This is a genomic window from Geomonas sp. RF6 (assembly GCF_021044625.1).
In the GTDB taxonomy this organism is placed as follows: domain Bacteria; phylum Desulfobacterota; class Desulfuromonadia; order Geobacterales; family Geobacteraceae; genus RF6.
The window spans coordinates 286,456-306,657 of the sequence record NZ_CP087999.1; the positions used below are offsets into that span (position 1 = coordinate 286,456).

At 62.5% G+C, this 20,202-nt stretch carries 18 protein-coding genes; 5 read left to right on the forward strand and 13 right to left on the reverse strand.

Annotation, left to right across the window (positions count from 1 at the left end; genetic code table 11):
• Positions 1-52 precede the first annotated feature (52 nt).
• Positions 53-2,380, forward strand: coding sequence for an NADP-dependent malic enzyme (locus tag LPW11_RS01245; protein ID WP_230996306.1), 2,328 nt, complete (start codon positions 53-55; stop codon positions 2,378-2,380).
• 167 nt (positions 2,381-2,547) lie between these two features.
• Positions 2,548-3,270 carry an energy transducer TonB gene (locus LPW11_RS01250; protein ID WP_230996307.1) on the forward strand — a complete coding sequence of 241 codons (723 nt, stop codon included), beginning with the start codon at positions 2,548-2,550 and terminating at the stop codon, positions 3,268-3,270.
• 8 nt (positions 3,271-3,278) lie between these two features.
• Here LPW11_RS01250 and LPW11_RS01255 read toward each other — a convergent pair whose 3' ends face one another.
• From LPW11_RS01255 to queD, 8 genes are all read right to left on the reverse strand, one after another.
• Positions 3,279-5,318: a tetratricopeptide repeat protein gene (locus tag LPW11_RS01255; protein WP_230996308.1), complete on the reverse strand. Its 2,040-nt coding sequence runs from the start codon at positions 5,316-5,318 to the stop codon at positions 3,279-3,281.
• Positions 5,319-5,407: 89 nt separating this feature from the next.
• Positions 5,408-7,300, reverse strand: coding sequence for a transglutaminase family protein (locus LPW11_RS01260; protein ID WP_230996309.1), 1,893 nt, complete (start codon positions 7,298-7,300; stop codon positions 5,408-5,410).
• Positions 7,287-8,123, reverse strand: a complete 837-nt coding sequence (locus LPW11_RS01265) for a DUF58 domain-containing protein (protein ID WP_230996310.1) — start codon at positions 8,121-8,123, stop codon at positions 7,287-7,289. The genes LPW11_RS01260 and LPW11_RS01265 overlap by 14 nt, the downstream gene beginning before the upstream one ends.
• 26 nt (positions 8,124-8,149) lie before the next feature.
• Positions 8,150-9,091: an AAA family ATPase gene (locus LPW11_RS01270; protein ID WP_230996311.1), complete on the reverse strand. Its 942-nt coding sequence runs from the start codon at positions 9,089-9,091 to the stop codon at positions 8,150-8,152.
• Between the two features lie 343 nt (positions 9,092-9,434).
• Positions 9,435-10,196: an SDR family oxidoreductase gene (locus tag LPW11_RS01275; RefSeq protein WP_230996312.1), complete on the reverse strand. Its 762-nt coding sequence runs from the start codon at positions 10,194-10,196 to the stop codon at positions 9,435-9,437.
• Between the two features lie 45 nt (positions 10,197-10,241).
• Entirely contained in the window at positions 10,242-11,015 is a 774-nt protein-coding gene (locus LPW11_RS01280; protein ID WP_230996313.1) for a tRNA threonylcarbamoyladenosine dehydratase, read from the reverse strand.
• 198 nt (positions 11,016-11,213) lie between these two features.
• Positions 11,214-11,963, reverse strand: coding sequence for a 7-carboxy-7-deazaguanine synthase QueE (locus tag LPW11_RS01285; RefSeq protein ID WP_230996314.1), 750 nt, complete (start codon positions 11,961-11,963; stop codon positions 11,214-11,216).
• A 4-nt stretch (positions 11,964-11,967) separates the two neighbouring features.
• Positions 11,968-12,336 (reverse strand): 6-carboxytetrahydropterin synthase QueD, encoded by a 369-nt coding sequence (gene queD / locus LPW11_RS01290; RefSeq protein ID WP_230996315.1) that lies wholly within the window; start codon positions 12,334-12,336, stop codon positions 11,968-11,970.
• Positions 12,337-13,184: 848 nt separating this feature from the next.
• Here queD and LPW11_RS01295 point away from each other — a divergent pair.
• The 3 genes from LPW11_RS01295 to LPW11_RS01305 are packed head-to-tail and all read left to right on the forward strand — an operon-like array spanning position 13,185 to position 16,169.
• Positions 13,185-13,985: a hypothetical protein gene (locus tag LPW11_RS01295; protein ID WP_230996316.1), complete on the forward strand. Its 801-nt coding sequence runs from the start codon at positions 13,185-13,187 to the stop codon at positions 13,983-13,985.
• Positions 13,982-14,644 (forward strand): CerR family C-terminal domain-containing protein, encoded by a 663-nt coding sequence (locus LPW11_RS01300; protein WP_230996317.1) that lies wholly within the window; start codon positions 13,982-13,984, stop codon positions 14,642-14,644. Before LPW11_RS01295 ends, LPW11_RS01300 begins: the two co-directional genes overlap by 4 nt.
• Positions 14,637-16,169, forward strand: a complete 1,533-nt coding sequence (locus tag LPW11_RS01305; protein WP_230996318.1) for a DHA2 family efflux MFS transporter permease subunit — start codon at positions 14,637-14,639, stop codon at positions 16,167-16,169. Before LPW11_RS01300 ends, LPW11_RS01305 begins: the two co-directional genes overlap by 8 nt.
• A 19-nt stretch (positions 16,170-16,188) precedes the next feature.
• Here LPW11_RS01305 and LPW11_RS01310 read toward each other — a convergent pair whose 3' ends face one another.
• The 5 genes from LPW11_RS01310 to LPW11_RS01330 form a co-directional block, all read right to left on the reverse strand.
• Positions 16,189-16,542 carry a hypothetical protein gene (locus LPW11_RS01310; protein ID WP_230996319.1) on the reverse strand — a complete coding sequence of 118 codons (354 nt, stop codon included), beginning with the start codon at positions 16,540-16,542 and terminating at the stop codon, positions 16,189-16,191.
• A gap of 18 nt (positions 16,543-16,560) precedes the next feature.
• A complete protein-coding gene (locus LPW11_RS01315; protein ID WP_230996320.1) occupies positions 16,561-17,169 on the reverse strand; it encodes an L-threonylcarbamoyladenylate synthase in 609 nt (202 codons plus the stop codon).
• Between the two features lie 2 nt (positions 17,170-17,171).
• Entirely contained in the window at positions 17,172-18,275 is a 1,104-nt protein-coding gene (locus LPW11_RS01320; RefSeq protein WP_230996321.1) for an aminopeptidase, read from the reverse strand.
• A 207-nt stretch (positions 18,276-18,482) separates the two neighbouring features.
• Positions 18,483-18,932 (reverse strand): dUTP diphosphatase, encoded by a 450-nt coding sequence (dut, locus tag LPW11_RS01325; RefSeq protein ID WP_230996322.1) that lies wholly within the window; start codon positions 18,930-18,932, stop codon positions 18,483-18,485.
• A gap of 1 nt (position 18,933) precedes the next feature.
• Positions 18,934-20,190 (reverse strand): M16 family metallopeptidase, encoded by a 1,257-nt coding sequence (locus LPW11_RS01330; protein ID WP_230996323.1) that lies wholly within the window; start codon positions 20,188-20,190, stop codon positions 18,934-18,936.
• Positions 20,191-20,202: the final 12 nt, after the last annotated feature.

Here is a 20,202-nt window from a genome sequence, read left to right on the forward strand (position 1 = left end):
GGGAGCGCTGAAGCGTAACACTTGTGGGCGTGCTTTTGACAAGGAGGGGACCATGAACAGAAAGACTGACGCACTCGAGTACCATTCCAGCGGACGCAAAGGGAAGATCGAGGTCATCTCTTCGAAGCCGTGCCTCACCTCCCGCGACCTCTCCCTAGCCTACACCCCCGGCGTCGCCGAGCCGTGTCTCGCCATAGAGAAGGACCCGGAGGATGCCTACCGCTACACCGCAAAAGGGAACCTGGTGGCGGTCGTCACCAACGGCAGCGCCGTCCTCGGGCTCGGGAACATCGGCGCACTGGCGGGAAAGCCGGTCATGGAGGGGAAGGGGGTCCTCTTCAAGCGCTTTGCAGACCTCGACGTCTTCGACCTCGAGCTCGACTCCCAGGACCCGGACGACATCATCAAGGTGTGCCGGATTCTGGAGCCGACCTTCGGCGGGATCAACCTGGAGGACATAAAGGCGCCGGAGTGCTTCTACATCGAGGAGGAGCTGAAAAAGACGCTGAAGATTCCCGTCTTCCACGACGACCAGCACGGCACAGCGATCATCAGTTCCGCCGCCCTCATAAACGCCCTCCTCCTGATCGGCAAGAAGATAGAGGAGGTGCGGATCGTGGTGAACGGGGCGGGGGCCGCCGGCGTCGCCTGCGCAAACCTCGCCATAACGCTCGGCGCCCGTTCGGAAAACCTCATCATGTGCGACACCAAGGGGGTGATCTACAAGGGGCGCACCGAGGGGATGAACGAGTACAAGGAGCGGCTCGCAAACGACACGCCGCTGCGCACCCTCGGTGAGGCCATGGAAGGGGCGGACGTTTTCATCGGCGTTTCGGCGAAGGGCGCCGTCACCCCCGAGATGGTCCGCAGCATGGCGAAGGACCCGATCATCATGGCGATGGCGAACCCCGACCCGGAGATCACCCCCGAGGAGGCAAACGCTGTCCGCGGCGACGTCATCATGGCGACCGGCAGAAGCGACTACCCGAACCAGGTGAACAACGTGCTCGGCTTCCCCTTCATCTTCCGCGGGGCCCTCGACGTGCGGGCCAGCACCATAAACGAGGAGATGAAAAAGGCGGCGGTCTTTGCCCTCGCCGAGCTGGCGCGGGAGGAGTGCCCGGACTCCGTCTGCCGGGCCTACGGCAACCAGAAGTTCGTCTTCGGGCGCAACTACATCATCCCCAAGCCGTTCGACCCGCGGGCCCTTCTATGCGTTGCCCCGGCGGTCGCGAAGGCGGCGATGGACTCCGGCGTGGCGCGTCTCATGATCGAGGACCTCGACCGCTACCGCGAGACGCTGGAGGCGCTGCAGGGGAAGGCGAAGGAGACGATGCGCCTCATCATCAACAAGGCGAAGTCGGACCCGAAGAAGGTCGTCTTCCCCGAAGGGGAAAGCGAGAAGATACTGCGGGCGGTGCACGTTCTCATCGAGGAGGAGATCGCCCACCCGATCCTCATCGGAAAGAGGGAGCGTGTCACCGCAAAGATCGTGGAGCTCGGCATGGAGCACCACCCGGTCACCATCATCGACCCGGAAGACTCGGAGCTCACCGAAAAGTACGCGCAGGAGCTGTACCGGCTGCGGCAGCGCAAGGGGATCACCCTCCCCGAGGCGCACCGGCTCATGAGCAGAAATTCGCGCAACCACTTCGGCTCCATGATGGTGCACCTGGGAGACGCCGACACGCTCCTCTCCGGCGTCGACGCCAACTACCCCGGCACCATCCGGCCGGCGCTGCAGATCATCGGCAAGCAGGATCATCTGAAGAGCGTGCACGGGATGCACATGATGATCTTCAACAAGGGGATCTTCTTTCTCGCCGACACCACCGTCGATATCGAGCCGACTGCGGAGGAGCTGGCGGAGACGGCGATCCTTGCAGCGGAGAAGGTGAGACTCCTCGACCTGCACCCCCGGGTGGCGATCCTCTCCTTCTCCAACTTCGGCTCGGTGAAGAGCGCCCAGGCGCAGAAGGTGAAAAGGGCCGTGGAAATCGTGAAGGAGCAGGCGCCGGGGCTCGAGGTGGACGGCGAGATGCAGGCGGACACCGCGGTGGTGTCGGAGCTCCTGGCGAAGTTCCCTTTCAGCACACTCACCGCTCCCGCCAATATCCTCATCTTCCCCGACCTCAACTCCGGGAACATCTGCTACAAGCTGCTGCACCAGCTCGGCGGCGGAGCCGCCATCGGCCCGATTCTCATGGGGATGAACCGTCCGGTGCACGTGCTGCAGCCTTCCGACGACGTCGCCAACATCATCAACATGGCGGCAATCGCGGTGGTCGACGCCCAGGGCGCTTGGGGACAGGCTACTTTGCCTGCGGCGTCGAAAAAAGGGTCTTCCGACGAGCTCTCCATGACTTTCGCCGCCCCCTGACCCGCTCTATAGCGGCAAGGCAAAAAGGGGACAGGCAACTTTTTCAGTGGAAAAGTAGCCTGTCCCCTTTTTTGCTGTCCCCTTTTCGTTATGCCGCTTGAGCCTTGCCATGGGGCTGCACAATTTGCTATACATAGCGGCACTTTTCTAGAAGGCGGGCTTCGAAAATGGACGTGTTGGACCCGGCAGTACCGCAAAAGAGCGCCCAGTCGCACCTCGCGACCGGAATCGCCATCTCCTTCGGCATTCACCTCGTGATTAGCGCCATTCTCTTCGGCACCCCCCAAGGCGCCCGCTCCACCCCTCCCATCTCCTACATCGACCTGAAAGACGTGCAGCTCCCCTCGGAATCGGCCGCCCCGGCGCCGGCAAAGCCGGCCCCCCCTGTCGAGAAGAGGGTGGAGCCCGCAAAGAGCGAGGTGCCCCCTCCGGAAAAAGCGCCTGAGCCCCCGCAGCCTGCGGCGCAACAGGAAACGCCCCCCGCCGTGGCGGCACAACCTTCCGCGCGGGAGCAGGTCGAAAAGACAACTCTGGGGCTCGGCATGAGCAAGGGGTATTTCAGCAGTATCGGAAACGGCGAGACTCTGCGGGGGGACGTGAAGGAGTACTACCTGGAGTTGCTGCAGCACATAAACGAGCGGTGGTGGCTCGATCAGGGGGGGGACAAGAAGGGGATCAGGTCGATAATGGTGAGCCTTATCATCGCCCGAAACGGCGACATCGTCTCCATCGAGCTCATCGAGAGCTCCGGGAACCCGATGTACGACAGGGCAGTTCTGACGGCACTGAAGGCAGCCGGCCCCTTCCCGCCCCTTCCTGTCTTTTACAGCGATGAATTGTTCCTGGCACCGATCAAGCTGGTCCCCCCCCTCAACCTGATGGCGGGATAGGGAGCCATCTAGAGAACCTCTTCGAGCTCGAGGTCGATGATATCGTGAGGCTCTTCCCCGACGAGGAGGGAGAGCTTCTGCGCCACGTCCCGGAAGGTCGGATCGGCCGCCTTTATCTCCCGGTACAGAGCTATGGCGGGAAGAGTTGCCCCGCGCCCCTCGTAGAGGGAGGCGAGTTCGTAGCGCAGTGTCATCTGCTCTTGCGGGGAGAGGTCCCGGACCAGGAGCCCCTTCTTCAGGAGGTCTTCCGCCTTTTCATCATCCCCCTTGCTGCGGTGCGACATCCCCTGCAGTATCAGGCAGTCGACGCGGCGCCGCGGATTCGCCGCAGCGGTTGCGAACTCCTGCAGGGCCGCATCGGGGCGCCCCATCTCCATGTAGGCGATGCCGAGGTCATAGTGGGATTCGGCATCCTCCAGGTCGACGTTGTCCTCAGCTTCGATGCAACCGGGGAAGATATCGTCCCAGGTGACCCTCTCCACCGGCTCCTCCGCCACGGGCGCCGCATCAGCGCGCGGCTCGTCCTCCGCCGGCTCCAGGAAAGAGGCGAGAGCGTCATCCGGGAGCTCCAGCTCGAGCGACTTTTCCCCCTCCGCTGCCGGATCCTCCAGGGAAAGCTCGAATTCCGGTGCTTCTCCCGCTCCGTGGCCGGCGAAGAAGTCGAGCGCGTCTTCGTCCGCTCCACCTTTCTCCGGTGCGGCTTCCGCCGCCTCTTCGGTGGCTACCTCTCCCCACGGCAGATCTGCCGGCTCCGCATGGAACTCCTGCGTCAGATCCGGCTCCTGCGTCAGGAATGGTTCCGACTCTTCCGGCCATTCGAGCTCCATCGATCCGTGCGCGGCAGGGAGAGAGTCCCCCGGCTCCGCATCGCTCTCCTCGATGTGCTCTTCGAAATCGAGGTCTATCTCTTCCTCCCAGGCGGAAGAGTGCTCCACTGCAGGGGGAGGCGCGGCTGCCGGCGTTGCCACAGTCGCAGCAGGGGAGGTCGCGGCATTCTGCAGAACCGGTGCCCTGAGGGCGTTCAGTTTCTCCCAATCGCCCGAGGCCTCGTACACCCGCCGAAGTCCTTCCTCCACCTGCGGCTCGCCTCGCAGCGCTGCCGGGAGTGCAAGGTAAAGCGCTTCCAGCTCGCGCCCCTTCCCCTCTGCAAGGAAGCGCTCCGCATGTTGCGACAGAAGCTGAATTCCCCTTTCGTATGCACCGGCCTCGAGGCATGAACGGATGGAATCCCGCGCGATACCGAGGTCGTTCGGGAATAGCTGCGCCATCCGATCAAGGGCGGAGCGCACCTCCCCTTTCTCCCCCTTGCGCCGCAGCACCTCGCAAAGGAGCTGCCAGGCGCGCTGGTTCCCCTCGTTGTGCCGGAGAGCCTGCCTCAAGGCGGCAAGGGCGCCGTCCAGGTCTCCCTTCTGCACTCGCAGGGAAAGAAGCTCCAGTTCGTGCTCGTCCTTTCCGGGGAAGAGTTCCGCTATGCGGGAGGAAACCTTCACGGCGGCCGCCTCGTCGTCACTGTGCACCAGACGCTTGAAGAGAGCGGCAAAGGCGGCGTAGGAGGGGTCCTTCTGGCCGGTGGCGTACAGAAGCTCCGCGTGCTTCAGCTGCGTCGCGACGTTGTCGGCATCCAGCGCCAGCATCTCCTGCACGACCGCCACCGCCTTCGGCAGATCCCCCTGCTGTTCCAGGAGGCGAACAGTGCTGTTGTATTCGGCGAGCGCGTTCCCGGCGAGCCCCTGCTTCTGGTTCAGGATCGCGAGCGTATGGGAAATGGCAGGATTGCTGGAGTCCAGGCGCTGGATCTGCTTGTAGACCGCGATAGCCTTCAGGAAATACGAGTTCTCGGCATAGTGCTTCCCGATGTCCTCGTATTCGGCGATCGCCTCCTCCTTGCGGTTGTCCCGCACCAGGAGCTCGGCGAGCCGCTGCCTGAAGCGTATTTCGCGCGGGTCGAGGGCGACGATCTGCTGGTACTCCTTGATCGCCTTGTCGATCTGCCCCTTCAGCACGAAACGCTGGGCGTTCTCCAGTAATTTGTCTTTCTTGGATGCCAAGATTTTCCCCTACATATCACTTAGAAATACCGCCGAACAAAGTAAAACAAAGAGAGGACGATGTCAAGGATGCATCCCCGGGGGCGAAGTCACCGTCCTCCCCCCTCCCGCAGGGCCCGCAGGAGCCGCTTCAGACGGGCGACTTCGTCCGTTGTGAGCGAGCGATCGCCGTACAGTGCGCTCCCGTACACGGTGGCAAATTCCCGGACCGAGGGGTCAGCGCAACTGCGGGCAAGCTCGAAGATGCCGCGGTTGGCCGTGGGGAGCTCCGGGTATCGTCGCCGCACCGCTCGCACGAAGCGCCTGTAGAGCCGCTGCGACGGCGATTTCGCCAGCTCTTTCAGGAGACGGTACAGGACGAAGAGGCCCAGCGGAGCGAGCACCACGGGGAGAAGCTGCCCCACCGAGACCTTCGGAGCGGAGAAGCTGCTCAGCCGCTCCCCTGCGCCGCGGAAGAGGTTTATCTGTTTTTCCAGGTTGTAGGTTACCACCGCCTTGTTCCAGTAAAACCCGAGGGTATCGACGAGGAGCCGCATCTGGCCGACGCGGGGGACGTTCCCCCCGAAGTTCAGAGACCAGCCGCTCGGGTCGATGGTGAGCCACCCTTTCCCCTCGAGGTATGCCTCCACCCAGACGTGCGCCATGTCCTCCGTCACGAGGTAATACCCGCCGTTGTCGCTGTACACCCCGCCGCGGTATCCGCCGACCAGCCGGGCCGGGACCCCCGCGAGCCTCAGAAAGAGTGCGGCGGAGGAAGCGTAGTACTCGCAGTTCCCCTTCTTCTTCACGAAGAGGAACTGGTCCAGGGGATCGGTCCCGGTCGGAAGCTCCTTTGTGGAATAGGAGAGGCGCTGGGCGCGGAAGAAGCGCTCCATGCGGGAGACGATCTCTTCGGGGGGGGCGCCTGCGGCACTCTCCCTCGCTGCCTTCTGCAGGCGCGGCGGGAGGTGGGCGGGAAGCTCCAGGTAGAGCTCCCGGTCTATCCCCCCTCTCAGGCGGATGCGGTCCGAGGGGGTGGAGACGGCCTGGTAGCTGATCCGGGAGGATCTTGGCGCGGAAGTCGTGAAGACGAGATCCGAGGCAGCGGCCCGGCGCACGCCGCTTAGCGACAAGGGGTGGTTCAGCGCCAGGAGGTAGGGGGAATTGGAAGGTTCCGGGTAGAAGGTCTGCTCCACCGAGAGCCCCCCCTTTACCGGAATCGGTACCTCCTCCGGATCCCCCTCGCGTACCCAGCTGTCACCCTGGAAGCCGTTCAGGACGATGCCGCGCCAGTACAGGCGATCCTCGGGGAGCTTCTGGCACACTACCCGAAAGGCGGGGGTCTGCACCGCAGTGATGCTCGAGGTCTTTCCCGGCGTCACCTTCTCCGTGAATCCCACAGTTCCCCTCCCCCCCTGGTCCACGTTCCAGATCGGGTACTGGGTGCGGGGGAGCACCACGAAGAGAAGGAGCATGATCGGGACGGTCGCGGCAGGCAAAAGAAGCGACGTCCCCAGCACCTTTCTCAGGGCGCGGCGGTCCAGAGTCATCTCCGGGTCGTGGACGTGGAAGGCAAGAAGCACCAGCGAGACCGCGAGGAGCACGAGGAGGAGCAGGAGATAGGCGAGGAAAATCCCGGTGAGGTTGTAAAGGGACGACGCGGCGAGGCAAAAGAGGGAGAGGGCGAAAATCTGCAGGTAGTTCCTGCCGCTCTTCTCGGAGAGGAGGCGCACCGCAAGGAGAGCCACCAGGAGGTTCGCCGTCACCTGCACGAGGTCGGAGAGGGAAAAGCGCGCTCCGTAGTAGAGGAAGAAGAGGATGGAGAGCCCGGTGAGGAACCACCCGCTTCGGGATACCCCTCTCCGGTCGAGACAGATCCCGCCGGCCAGCGCCAGCGGAAAGAAGTACTTCGCCACCATGTCGAGGTACGGCATGAGGGGAAGGTAGCCGATGACGGCGCTTCCAAGCGAAAAGATGGCGATTATCGTCCTAATTCTTACCATACAGGGCCAGTTCCCCCAAAAGTTGCAACCTGTGCTGCCGCGTGTTTCCTGCCGCCACACGCTTTTCCCCCACCTTCAGCCCCACCGGCCGCCCCACCTTCAGGAGACGGTTGATAAGGTAGGCGCCGTGGCTCAGGCGATCCTCCATGTTTCGCCCCGGCAGGAGTTCCGGCTCGATGATCACCGGCTCATCGGCGGTGGCGGAAAGCTCCTTCACCTTGAAGACCTCGTGCTTTGCCGAGAGGCGCCAGTGGATCAGCTTCAGCGACTCGCCGCCGCGGTAGTCGGAGATCTTCACCAGTTCGCCGTCATACCCGGGGGAAAGGGGGGTGAGATCGGAACCGGCATCGGGAGGGGCGACGGGGGTGGCCACCGGGAAGGAGCGCGGGGCGGGAAAGACGGTGACGCTCGACTGCACCGGCACCTGGCGGCGGCGCACGAAGAAGTGGACCGGGAAGGAGGAGCCGACCACCGCACAAGTGATCGTGTGCAGGCCGCGCTCCGGGAAGGCGTGCAGAAAGCTCACCTTCTGCGCCCCTCCCCTTTCCACGACCGTGCAGAGTGCCTCCGTCCCGCAAAGGGCTATCCGGATGAGAAACGACGGGAGGAAGCGGCGCCGGTTGATGATGAGCACCGAGACGAGCGTCTGCACCCCGGCATAGACCTCATCCGGCACCTGCAGCCGCACCTCGAGGTTGCGGATGTTCAGCCACCCCATGAGGCCCGATACCGCCATGAAGCCGAGCATGGCCGAGACTATGAGGAAGAGGAGATTGTTCCCGGTATTGACCGCAGCGACGCCGAGACCGAGGGTGGTGGCCACGAAAAGCCCCCCTCCCTTGGTGAGCTCTATGTGAGGGGGAGCGGAATCTCTTTCAGGATGCCGTTTAATAGCTCCTCCTTGTTCACCCCCTCCTGCTCCGGCCGCACAAGGATGCGGTGCGAGCAGACGGTGGTGGCGACAGTGCGGACGTCCTCCGGGGCGACAAAAGACCTGCCGTCGAGGTATGCCGCAGCCTTTGCCGCGTCAACGAGCCCTATCGCGCCACGGGTGGAGATGCCGGTGAGGATGAGCGGGTGGGTGCGGGACTTCCTGACAATGGAATAGACGTAGTCGGTGACCTTCTCCCCCACATACACGGAGTGGCGCACCGCAGCGATCGCCTCGAGGAGGTCGTCCCTGCTCACCATCGGCTGGATGTGCATGAGCTCGTCCCTGATGCTCCCTTGCCTGATGATGATCTTCTCCATCTCCTCCGGCGGGTAGCCGATGCCGCTTTTCATGATGAAGCGGTCCATCTGCGACTCGGGGAGGGGAAAGGTACCGACCTGTTCCACCGGGTTCTGGGTCGCCAGGACGAAGAAGGGATCAGGGAGGGTGTAGGTAACACCTTCCACCGTCACCCGCCGCTCCTCCATCGCCTCGAGGAGCGCGCTCTGCGTCTTCGGCATGGCGCGGTTTATCTCGTCGATGAGAACGATGTTGTTGAAGATCGGCCCCTTGATGAAGATAAAGCGCCCCTCGGTCCGGTCGTATATGGAGAGACCGGTGATGTCGGAGGGGAGAAGGTCGCTGGTGCACTGGACCCTCCCGAAGGAAAGGCCGAGGGAACCGGCAAAGGCGAGAGCCATCGTCGTCTTCCCAAGCCCCGGTATGTCCTCGAGGAGCATGTGCCCTCCGGTCAGAAGAGCCATGAGGCAGAGCCGGACCGCCTCCCCTTTTCCCTGAAGCCGCTCGCCCGAGAGGCTCTCAAGGACTGCGCATATCTCGTCTCGTTTCGGAAGGTGCATTGGTGCCTCGAAAATTGGTCCAGCGCCTAGTATAGCAAAGTGCTCCAGGCGCCGTCCTGAACGCATTTTAAGGGTGACTTGAAACGAAGAGCATGCCCGGCGCATGCGGAACAGGCGCCGCAAAACGTTCCCCCTCCCTTGACGGGAGGGGGGCAGGGGGTGGGTGAAGCTGCCATCTGCCGGAATGGCGCGCACCTTCCCCCCCCACCCTGTCCCTCCCCCGCAAGGGGGGAGGGGACGTCCCTATCGCCTCTCTGAAATAATCCGCAAGTGTCTTTGGAGGGGAATCCGCGCGAGCGTGCCCCCTCCCTTGACGGGAGGGGAGCCGGGAAGCGGCTGGCGGTTACGGGTAGGGCTGCCCGGTCGGGCGGATCATCATTTCGTTGATATTTACATGAGGGGGGAGGGAGACAAGAAACTGGATCCCCTCGGCGATGTCCTGCGGCTGCAGGAGCTTTCCGAACTGCTCCACGGTTTTTCCGAAGTTCTCGGCGTTGTAGCCGGCGACGCCCTGGAACTCGCTTACCACAATTCCCGGCATGATCACGGAGACTCGCACCCCCGCGGTGCACACTTCACGTCTCAGTGCTTCGGCCATGGCGCCGACCGCAAACTTGCTTGAGCCGTAGAATCCACTGAAGGGGGAGATGTTTCGGCCGACGCTGGAGCCTACAACCACGATGTCCCCCCCCTTGCGCTGCACCAGGTAGTGCCCGGCGCGCCGCAAAAGACGCCCTGCCCCGAGGACATTGACATCATACACCTCCTGCCACTGCGATTCATCGCTGTGCAGGATTCCTCCGGCGAGACCGCGCCCCGCATTGACCACCACGATGTCGTATTTCGATCCTCCCCGCGTCCAGGAAGTCGCCTGCTCCAGGAGGTTGTCGATGTCCTCCTCGCGGCTGGCATCCCCCGCAACCGCGAGAGCCTTCCCCCCCTGCGACTCGATCAAGCGAACCAACTCGTCCAGTCGCTCCTGCCGCCGCGCTTGTACCACCACCGCAGCGCCGGCCTTTGCGAGGGCGAGTGCGGTGGCGTATCCGATTCCGGAGCTTGCCCCGGTTACGATGGCGGTTTTCCCTGCGAGGGTCTGGGTGTGCATCGGTGGCCTCCTTGTGGGTCAGTAGATTGAATTACAGGCAGTGTCTCACGCCGCGGGGGCAAGTATATCATTGACGACCACACCCGCCATGGTGAGGCCGAAGATGGAAGGGATGTAGGACATGCTCCCGAGGATTACGCGCCTGTGTTCGCAGGAGAAACGCTGATCGTCCTTGTTGGGACAGATGCAGTTTCCCTTGCACCCGCCGGCTTGGGTCTCCTGCGCCTGGTATTCCTCGGTGGAGTACACGACCTTTACGCCGTTTTCCACTCCCTGCTTTTTCAGGAGCTTGCGCACCGAGCGCGCCATGCGGCACTTCTGCGTCTCGGAGATGTCCCCCACCTTGATCTGGGTCGGGTCGAGCTTCGCTGCGGCACCCATGCTGGAAACGATCCGTATGCCACGCTCCTTGCAGCGGCGAATGAGGTGCAGCTTACTGGTGATGTGGTCGATGGCGTCGACGACGTAGTCGTAATGGTCGGCAAGGAGAAAGTCGCTGTTATCGGCGGAGTAGAAGTCCTGGTAGGGGACGATTTCGGCGTCCGGGCTGATGAGGCGCAGGCGCTGGGCCATGACGTCCGCTTTCGGTTTACCGACGGTGCCGTCCATGGCGTGGATCTGGCGGTTCACGTTGGTAAGGCAGATGTCGTCGAAGTCCACGATGACGAGCCGTCCGACACCGGCGCGGCAGAGGGCCTCGGCAGCGTAGCCGCCGACCCCGCCAAGGCCGAAAACGGCAACGGTTGAGTTCTTTAACTTATCGAGCCCGGCGGAGCCGATAAGAAGCTCCGTGCGGGAGAAGCGGTGCAGATGTGACATGTAGTAACCTCGGATTGCGAATTGGGCAAACGTCGCAAAGAAGGTGCTGGCAACAGTCCGCCCTTGGGCGCGCGAGCGCCTCGACCACTATAGACCGACTCGCCCCACTAATGAAAGAGAAAGTTACAACGACAAAGAGGCGGCCAAAATAGCCGCCTCCCGTCGATATCTCTGCCCTTCCCGCTGACCGCTACCCCTTCACAGCTGCCCCATGAACTTATGCGTCTGCGGGATGACCCGTACCTCTCTCAGCTTCGCATCGGCGAATTCCTGCAGTTCCAGCGTGCGCAGGGGAGAGAGCGAGACGGTGCCGTCGGCTCGCGTGACCGGCTGCAAAATGAGGGGGATGTTGCGGTCCACGGCGGCTATCATGCTGCAGCTGCGCTCGATCTCCCAGTTCTGTGTGGAGTCGTCCACCACCAGCTTGACATACGCCTGCTTCCGGGCCGCCAGCGCCAGAAAAGCCTCGTGCTTCTCCCACACGGGGTTCACCCCGGAAGCGGACGGCAGCTTGAAGTCCATCGCTACATAGTCGACATAGTCGATGAGCGGGGCGAGCGCCTCCGGGAGGGTGCCGTTTGTCTCCAGATGGACCGGCAGGATCTCGTGCAGTTCGGGAAGCCATTCCAGGAGCGCTTTTCCATGGAGCAGCGGCTCACCGCCGGTCACGCTTATGGAGTGGTGGATTGCGGGCCACGCCTCCGCCCAGCGCCTGATGTGGGAGATCACCTGTTCCCCCTGCACCGGGTTGGTAAGGGTGACGAAATCCCGGCGGCCGGGGGTCATTTCCAGCTGGCAGAGCTCCGGCACTTCATGGACTCCCGCCGTATCGCAGTAGGAGCAGTCGAGGTTGCATCCCGCGAGCCTGAGAAAGATCTGGCGCAGTCCCACCAGAATTCCTTCCCCTTGTATCGAAGAAAAGCACTCCGTCACAGGGGCTTGCGCCATGCCGTTACTCATAGTAGCTCGCAGCGGCGAAATCGGACTCCCATACGGTCACCATCTCCACCTTCACCTTCTGCTCAGCGAAGATCTTCGTGAGCTCACCGTAGAGGTAGCGCGCGATGTTCTCGGAAGAGGGGGAATCTTCGAGGAAGGGGGGAAGCTCGTTCAGGTATTTATGGTCCAGGGTCTTCAGAAGGGTGTTGGTCTCCCGCTTCAGAATCTTGAAGTCGATGCCGAGACCTGCCTTATCGAGCTCCGTCGTCGTGACAGAAACTTCGACCTTCCAGTTGTGACCATGCAGGTTCTCACAGTCTCCCTGGTAATGAATCAGGTTGTGAGCTGCTGCGAAAGATGTGTGAATGGTGAGACGGTACATGTTTCCTCCGGATTAAAGACATTTTGACTGCGGCCAATATATCACGCCACCGGCACCTTTGCCAGAGAAAGGCCAAACGGCGCGACGGGTGTCCGTGTGGTCAATGTGGTCCATGTAGGCCGGGATAAGCCGCAGGCGTTCCCGGCGGTCCACAACATACCGAGCCGCGCACCAGCGAATGCCGGAAACGCTATCGCTTATTCCAGCCTACAAGTCTCAGCGTCCCTCACACGCTCCCCTCCCATCCCATTGCTTTACAAGGGACATGGCGGGGATGGGGTTGGGCGTGGGGCGTCCATGTAGGCCGGGATAAGCCGCAGGCGTTCCCGGCGGTCCATCACATACCGAGCCGCGCACCAGCGAATGCCGGAAACGCTATCGCTTATTCCGGCCTACGAGTCTCAGCGTCCCTCACACGCCCCCCTCCCATCCCACTACTTTACATGGGACGATGGCGGGGATGGGGTTGGCCCTCCCACGTCCATGTAGGCCGGGATAAGCCGCAGGCGTTCCCGGAGGTCCACAACATACCGAGCCGCGCACCAGCGAATGCCGGAAACGCTATCGCTTATTCCGGCCTACGAGTCTCAGCGTGCCTCACACGCCCCCTCGCATCCCATTGCTTTACAAGGGACAGGGTGCGGATGGGGTTGGGCCTCCCACGTCCATGTAGGCCGGGATAAGCCGCAGGCGTTCCCGGCAGTCCACCACATCCCCAGCCGCGCACCAGCGAATGCCGGAAACGCTATCGCTTATTCCGGCATAAAACTGCGAATTCTTGCCAATGGTGCGGCGCTGTGATACAAGCGATTGAAACGCTTGTTTGAACGACACAGTAGGAGGTGCCTATGAAAGAGAGGATCCGCACTTTTGCACAGAGTCTCGGGATCGAAGAGGTCGGCTTCGCGTCGTCTGAAGATTACCGGAGCCCCCGCTCTCCAGAACTGGAGTCGCTCTTTCCGGGGGTGCGCTCCATAGTCGTGCTTGCCTTTCCCGAGCTCTCCTCCTGCCAGAGCCCGAGTCCGCAGATGGCGATGGGGGCGCGGCTCGATCTTATGGAATTCTCCCGTTCCGCCTGTTACCGAATCGCCCGCTTCGTGGAGAACCACCTCGGGGCTCCAGCCATGACCGTCCCGATCTCCTACCCGATGGATTTCAGCCGCCGCGAAAAGATGGCCGTGGCTGAGGTGTCGCTGCGGCATGCGGCGGTCGCCGCCGGTCTCGGAACCTTCGGCCGCCACAATCTCGTGGTGCACCCGCGCTTCGGGACCCGCGTCCTCTTCGCCGCTGTATTGACCGCGCTGGATATCCCGTCGGATCCGCCACAGGAGAAGAACCCCTGCACCTCCTGTGGCCTGTGCGTGCGCGGGTGCCCGGCCGGAGCACTCGAGGAGGAAGGGAAGACCGACGTGGTGAAATGCCTCGGCAAGAGCCAGCCGCACGGGATGCGAGCGAGCGTCGGATTCTGGTCCAGGTTTGGAGATGCCTCCCCTGAAGAGCAGAAGGGGATGCTGCAAAGTCCCGAATATTTCAGCATGTACCACGCCGCATCGATGGGATACCAGTACTTCTGTTTCAACTGCCTCGCCGCCTGCCCCGTCGGGGTGAAGAAGCTCGCCCCGAAACCGAACGCGGGAGAGATGAAATGAGAGGGGCAGTCGATACTGAGATCGCAGCAACCCGCACCCGCATTCTCGACGCAGCCGCCGTCGTCTTTGCGGAGTCCGGCTTTGCCGCGGCAACGATCCGCACCATCTGCAGCCGCGCGAAGGTCAACGTGGCCGCCATCAACTATCACTTCGGCAGCAAGGAGGAGTTGTACCGCGAGGTGCTGCGCTACGCCCGGCGGCGAGTTCACGAGAAGTATCCGGTCCGGTACGGTCTCGCTCCCGACGCCTCGCCGCGCGACCGGCTGTACGCCTACGTGCGCTCTTTCCTTTTGCGCACCTGTACCGACGAGATGAGCCTGTGCTGGGGGACGCTCCTCATGCGCGAGATGGTGGAGCCGACGAGCGCGCTCGACATGATCGTGGAGGAAGGGATTCGCTCCCTCTTCGGCGAGCTTGTGGAGATAGTCGGGCTTCTGCTCGGCGGTGACGCGGACCCGGAACTTGTGGTCTCCAGCGCGCGGAGCGTCATGAGCCAGTGTCTCTTCTATCTCTTCAGCAGGTCTGTGATAAGCAGGATGTCCGCCGGTACCGGATCGGAGCCGACCGACCTGCAGAAAATAGCGGAGCACATCGTCACATTCTCCTGTCACGCATTCCACGGGCTCGCCTCCGGAAAAGGAGCAGCCGGCAATGACTGACTCCTCCCGCCAGGTCAACAAGTGGCTCATCACCCTCACCGTCATGATCCCCGCTTTCATGGAGATCGTCGACACCTCCATCGCGAACGTGGCGCTCCCCCACATGCAGGGGAGCCTCAACGCAGGGACGGAGGAGATAACCTGGGTCCTTACCTCCTACCTCATCAGCAACGCCATCGTGATGCCGATGACCGGGTGGCTGGCGCGGGTCTTCGGCAGGAAGCACTTCCTCATGGCCTGCATCGTCACCTTTACGGTCGCCTCCCTCTTGTGCGGCGCAGCTCCGAACCTCGGCTGCATGGTCTTCTTCCGCATCCTCCAGGGCGCCGCGGGGGGAGCGCTCATACCGATGAGCCAGGCGATCATGATGGAGTCGTTCCCGCCAAACGAGGGGGGAATGGCGATGGCGATCTTCGGGATCGGCGCCATGTTCGGCCCCGTCGTCGGCCCGACCCTCGGCGGCTGGATCACCGACAACATCACCTGGCGCTGGATCTTTTACGTGAACATCCCGGTGGGGATCGTGGCGATAATCATGGTGAACGCCTTCGTCTTCGACCCTCCCTACCTGAAAAAGCAGCGGTCGCAGATCGACTACTGGGGCCTCGCCCTCCTCACCCTGGGGATCGGCGCTCTGCAGATCGTGCTGGACAAGGGACAGCAGGAGGACTGGTTCAGTTCCTCCTTCATCACCTCCTGTTCCATCGTTGCTGCCGTCTCCCTCATCATGCTGGTGTACGCCGAGCTGCAGCACCCGCACCCGGTGGTGAACCTCAGGCTCTTCAAGGACGGCGCGTTTGCCTCGGGGAACTGCATCATGTTCATGGTGGGCTTTTGCCTCTACGGCTCCGTGGTCATGCTCCCCCTCTTCCTGCAGACCCTCATGGGGTACTCCGCAACGATGGCGGGGCTCGTCATGGCGCCGGGCGGTTGCGCTTCCGTTATCGTGATGCCGATGGTAGGGGCGTATCTGAAAAGGGGGGACGGCAGGAAGATCGTCCTTTGCGGGCTCCTGCTGGGGGCCTGGTCCCTGTATCTCATGCGCGGCTTCACGCTGCAGGCCTCGTTTGCCGACTTCATGTGGCCGCGTGTACTCCTTGGTGCCGCGCTCGGCATGATATTCCCCCCCCTCGCCCGCATGACGCTCGCGAACATCCCGCGGGTGGAGATGGGGAATGCCACCGGGATCTACAACCTCTTGCGCAACATAGGGGGTAGCGTCGGGATTGCGGTCTCCGCGACGCTCCTGACCCGCCTGTCGCAGTTCAACCAGGCAAACCTTTCGGCGCAGGTGAACCCGTACAACCCGCTGCTGCAGTCGAAGCTCGCCGCCCTGCAGCAGGCTGCCATGTCGCGCGGTGCGGATCTGGCGACGGCGCGGAAGGTGGCGCAGGAGATCATATACAGGCTGGTGCGGAGGGAAGCCGCCATGCTCTCCTACAGCTATATTTTCTGGATCATCGGGATGTCGTTTCTGGCGATCATCCCGCTCCTCTTTTTCCTGAGGAAGCCGCGGGAAACGTAGCCGGAAGGAGGAACGCGCCCTATATGGTGATGCTTTCGCCGGGGTTGGGGTCGGTGGTGAGAGCGCCTGTGAAGGAAAGGTAGGAAAGAAAGCAGAAAAAAGCGATGGAGGCGACGAGCAGCAGCACAACCGGCAGGAGGCGCACGCTGCGGTCGTTCACGTTGCGACGCAGAAGCCCTGCGGTAGTCACCAGTACTCCGGTGGCGCCGCTGGCCGCTCCGAGGGCGAATCCGTAGAAGGTAAGCCCGGCGCTGCGGCCGCCGGAAAGGAAGAAAAGGGTGGAAAGCTGGTGGTGAAAAAAGGTCGCCAGCGTCACGGAGATGATGCCCGCCACCATGAGGACGAGCCCCTTGCGCACGGTCCGCCTACACACGCTGCGCCTCCTCGCGTCCTACTCGCACCAGCTCACGTCCCCCACGCCCTTTCTGAGGACGACAGGGGTGTCGCCGATGAGGCTCACGACGGAGCTGACATCGGCGGAGAGATCGCCGCCGTCGATGACGATGTCGATCAATTTTCCCATCTGTTGCTCCACCTGCCAGGGGTCGCCGATCGGATCCTCCCCTGAGAGGTTCGCACTGGTGGTAACGATCGGATGACCGAGCTCCTTTACGATGGAGAGGCAGATTTCGTTGTCGGGGATGCGGATGCCGACGGTCCTCTGCTTGGTGAGGAGAAGGGCGGGGACGAGGGTGGTCGCGTCCAGCACGAAGGTGTACGGGCCGGGCAGGAGCCGCTTAAGCACCTTGTAGGCGTAGTTGCTGACCTTGGCGTAGCGGGTGATATCGGAGAGGTCGGCGCAGATGAAGGAAAAGGGCTTCTTCCTGTCGCGCTGCTTTATCAGGTAGATCCGCTCCAGCCCCTTCTTGTTGAAGATGCTGCAGCCGATCCCGTAGGTTGTATCCGTCGGATAGGCGACGACACCACCTTTCTTCAGGTTCTCTACCACCTTGTGGATCAGTCTCGGTTGCGGATTGTGGGAATTGATCTCGAGGAACATGACTAGTCACCGGGATTGAGCGCCACAAGCGCCTCATGCACGAAGAGCCCGTCTTTCTGGATCAGCACGTCGTCAAACCACAGCTCGCCGTCTCCGGTGAGGACCTTCACCATGTCCCAGTGAACCGCGGAGGTGTTGCCGTTGCTGCACTCATCGTAGCACTGGCCGGGGGTAAAGTGAATGGAGCCGAAGATCTTCTCGTCAAAGAGTATGTTGCGCATCGGCGTGCGGATCTTCGGGTTGACCCCGATGGCGAATTCCCCGACGTAGCGGGCACCTTCGTCGGTGTCGAGGATCTTGTTCAGCGCCTCATCCATCCCCGGCGCGGTCGCCTTCACGATGCGCCCCTTCTCGAACTCGAGGCGGATGTTGTTGAACTCCTTCCCCTGGTAGATCGTCGGGCAGTTGTAGGTGATGTACCCTTCCACCGAGTCCTTCACCGGCGCGGAATACACCTCGCCGTCCGGGATGTTGAGGCGCCCGTCGCACTTGATGCCGGGGAGCCCCTTCATGCTGAAGGAGAGGTCGGTGTCGCTCGACTTGATGCGCACACGATCCGCCTGGTCCATGAGCCCCTTCAGGAGGTCCTGCTTCTCCGATTCCTTTTCCCAGTCGATGCAGCAGGCGGAAAAGAGGTAGTCCTCGTACTCGTCGAGGCTCATGCGCGCCTCCTGCGCGGAGGAGTGGGTCGGATAGCGGGTGATGACCCAGCGGGTGTGCTTAACACGCTGGTCTACGATGGGGCGGGTGGTCTTCGACCAGGCGATCATGTTCTCCTGCTTCGCCTGGGCCATGACCATGGAGTTGTCTGCAGCGCTGAGACCGATGTACACGGTGACCTGCTTCATGAAATCGAGCTTGTGCTGCGGGAAGTAGGAGACCTGCTCAGGGGAGGCGCCGTTTATGAAGTAGCGGTTGATGTCGGGGACGCTGAATTCGTACTCCACGTACTTCGCCCCCTTGGCGATGCAGAGCGCGTAGATCTCCTTCACCAGCGGCATCGCCTCGAATCCTGCTGCGGAAATAAGGACGACGTCCCCCGGGACGACCCCGGTGGAGTAGTTTACCAGGACCTCTGCAAGCTCTCTGACGCGTGGATCTTTCATCTTTCCCCCTTCCCTGGAACTGCGGCTGTATGGAATGTGGAACTATGTACGTTGGTGGAGTCGGCGGGAAACCATCTTCCGGCGTCCCCTCCCTTTCAAGGGGAGGGACAGGGTGGGGATGGGGTCTCTGCCGCGGTCCGGCGCTGCCGGGAACGCCTTCGGCTTATCCCGGCCTACATGGACATGCGGACATGCGGGGAAGTCGTGCTACCTCCCGGTATGGCCGAAGCCGCCCTCCCCCCGGGTGCTCTCGCCGAGTTCCTCCACCTCGTAGAACTCCGCCCTTTCGAAGCGGGAAAAGACCATCTGGGCGATCCGCTCGCCGCTTCGCACGGTGAAGGTGTCACTCCCGTGGTTTATCATGATGACGCAGATCTCGCCGCGGTAGTCGGCGTCGATGGTGCCGGGCGAGTTCACCAGCGCGATCCCGTGCTTCAGAGCGAGCCCGCTGCGGGGCCTCACCTGCGCCTCGTACCCTTCAGGAATCTCCAGCGCGATCCCCGTCGGCACCAGGGCGCGCGCTCCCGGCTCCAGCTCCAGGTCGCCTTCGAGCTCGGCGTACAGATCGACGCCGGCCGCATGCGCAGTCATGTAGGAAGGGAGAGGATTACGGTCGCCCGGCCGCACCCTCTTGATCTTCACAGAGATGCCGCTCATGTCAAATGAGGACTGCTTCGGGTTGGATCGTCGAGGAGCCGACACGCCCGAGCATGATGAGGGAGAGGGTGGAGTTGTCGACGATGTCGGCACTGAGAGCAAGGATCGATTCCGCGGTCACGCGGTCGAAACCTTCCATGATCTGGGAGAGGGGCTGGGGCGCCCCGAAATAGATCTCGTTCTTGGCGAGGCGGGACATCCTGTTGTCGCTCGACTCGAGGGAGAGGAGGAGGTTCCCCTTCAGCTGTTCCCGGGCGGCGTTCAGCTGCGAGTCGGAGACCGGCTCGTTCTTGAAGCGGCGCAGCTCGCGCAGGGTGATCTCCATCAGCTCGTCGACCTTTTCCGGTGAGAGACCGGCGTACACGACGAGGGAGCCGGCATCGGCGTGGGAGGCGATGTACGAATAGACGGAGTAGGCGAGCCCGCTTTTTTCCCGCACCTCCTGGAAGAGGCGGGAGCTCATGCTGCCACCGAGGATGGCGTTCATGATGAAGGCGTCGAAGCGACCCGGCTCGCTCTGGGTCACCCCCTTCAGACCGAGGCAGACGTGGACCTGCTCCAGGTCCTTCTCCACGAGCTCCACCTTCCGCTCGTACACCGGGAGCGCGGACGGCTTCCGGCCGTGCCCGCCCGGGACGGAGAGGAGCTGCTCGGCGACCATGGAGACGAGCTCTTCGTGCTCCACGTTCCCCGCGGCGCAGACGATGATGTCCTCGCCGCGGTACATCTTTTCCTTGTACTCCAGTATCGCCTCGCGCGAGAGCCCGGACACGCTCTCCACGTCGCCGAGGATCGACATTCCCAGCGGGTGCCCCTCCCAGAACTGCTGGTGGAAGAGGTCGTGGATCAGGTCGTCGGGGGTGTCCTCCATCATGCTGATTTCCTGCAGCACGACGCGGCGCTCCTTCTCTATCTCCTCCGCATCGAAGGTGGAATTGAGGAAGATGTCGGTCAAAAGATCTACGGCGCGGGGGAGGAACTTGTCGAGGATTTTGGCGTAGTAGCAGACATATTCCCGGCTGGTGAAGGCGTTGAGCACTCCACCAACCGAGTCTATTTCGCGGGCAATGTCGAGGGAGGAGCGGCGCTCGGTCCCCTTGAAGAGGAGGTGCTCGATAAAGTGCGCCACGCCGTTCACGGAGCGGTCTTCGTGGCGGGATCCGTTCGCCACCCATATCCCGATGGAGACGGAGCTGGCGTACGGTATCCGCTCGGTGATGACGCGGATACCGTTATCGAGGATTGACTTGTTGACCATGCTGTTGAGTAT

Coding starts and splice junctions, on each gene's coding strand:
- LPW11_RS01245 (WP_230996306.1), top strand. CDS start 53: ATGAACAGAAAGACTGACGCACTCGAGTACCATTCCAGCGGACGCAAA.
- LPW11_RS01250 (WP_230996307.1), top strand. CDS start 2,548: ATGGACGTGTTGGACCCGGCAGTACCGCAAAAGAGCGCCCAGTCGCAC.
- LPW11_RS01260 (WP_230996309.1), bottom strand. CDS start 7,300: ATGGTAAGAATTAGGACGATAATCGCCATCTTTTCGCTTGGAAGCGCC.
- LPW11_RS01270 (WP_230996311.1), bottom strand. CDS start 9,091: ATGCACCTTCCGAAACGAGACGAGATATGCGCAGTCCTTGAGAGCCTC.
- LPW11_RS01275 (WP_230996312.1), bottom strand. CDS start 10,196: ATGCACACCCAGACCCTCGCAGGGAAAACCGCCATCGTAACCGGGGCA.
- LPW11_RS01280 (WP_230996313.1), bottom strand. CDS start 11,015: ATGTCACATCTGCACCGCTTCTCCCGCACGGAGCTTCTTATCGGCTCC.
- LPW11_RS01285 (WP_230996314.1), bottom strand. CDS start 11,963: ATGGCGCAAGCCCCTGTGACGGAGTGCTTTTCTTCGATACAAGGGGAA.
- queD (WP_230996315.1), bottom strand. CDS start 12,336: ATGTACCGTCTCACCATTCACACATCTTTCGCAGCAGCTCACAACCTG.
- LPW11_RS01295 (WP_230996316.1), top strand. CDS start 13,185: ATGAAAGAGAGGATCCGCACTTTTGCACAGAGTCTCGGGATCGAAGAG.
- LPW11_RS01300 (WP_230996317.1), top strand. CDS start 13,982: ATGAGAGGGGCAGTCGATACTGAGATCGCAGCAACCCGCACCCGCATT.
- LPW11_RS01305 (WP_230996318.1), top strand. CDS start 14,637: ATGACTGACTCCTCCCGCCAGGTCAACAAGTGGCTCATCACCCTCACC.
- LPW11_RS01315 (WP_230996320.1), bottom strand. CDS start 17,169: ATGTTCCTCGAGATCAATTCCCACAATCCGCAACCGAGACTGATCCAC.
- LPW11_RS01320 (WP_230996321.1), bottom strand. CDS start 18,275: ATGAAAGATCCACGCGTCAGAGAGCTTGCAGAGGTCCTGGTAAACTAC.
- dut (WP_230996322.1), bottom strand. CDS start 18,932: ATGAGCGGCATCTCTGTGAAGATCAAGAGGGTGCGGCCGGGCGACCGT.
- LPW11_RS01330 (WP_230996323.1), bottom strand. CDS start 20,190: ATGGTCAACAAGTCAATCCTCGATAACGGTATCCGCGTCATCACCGAG.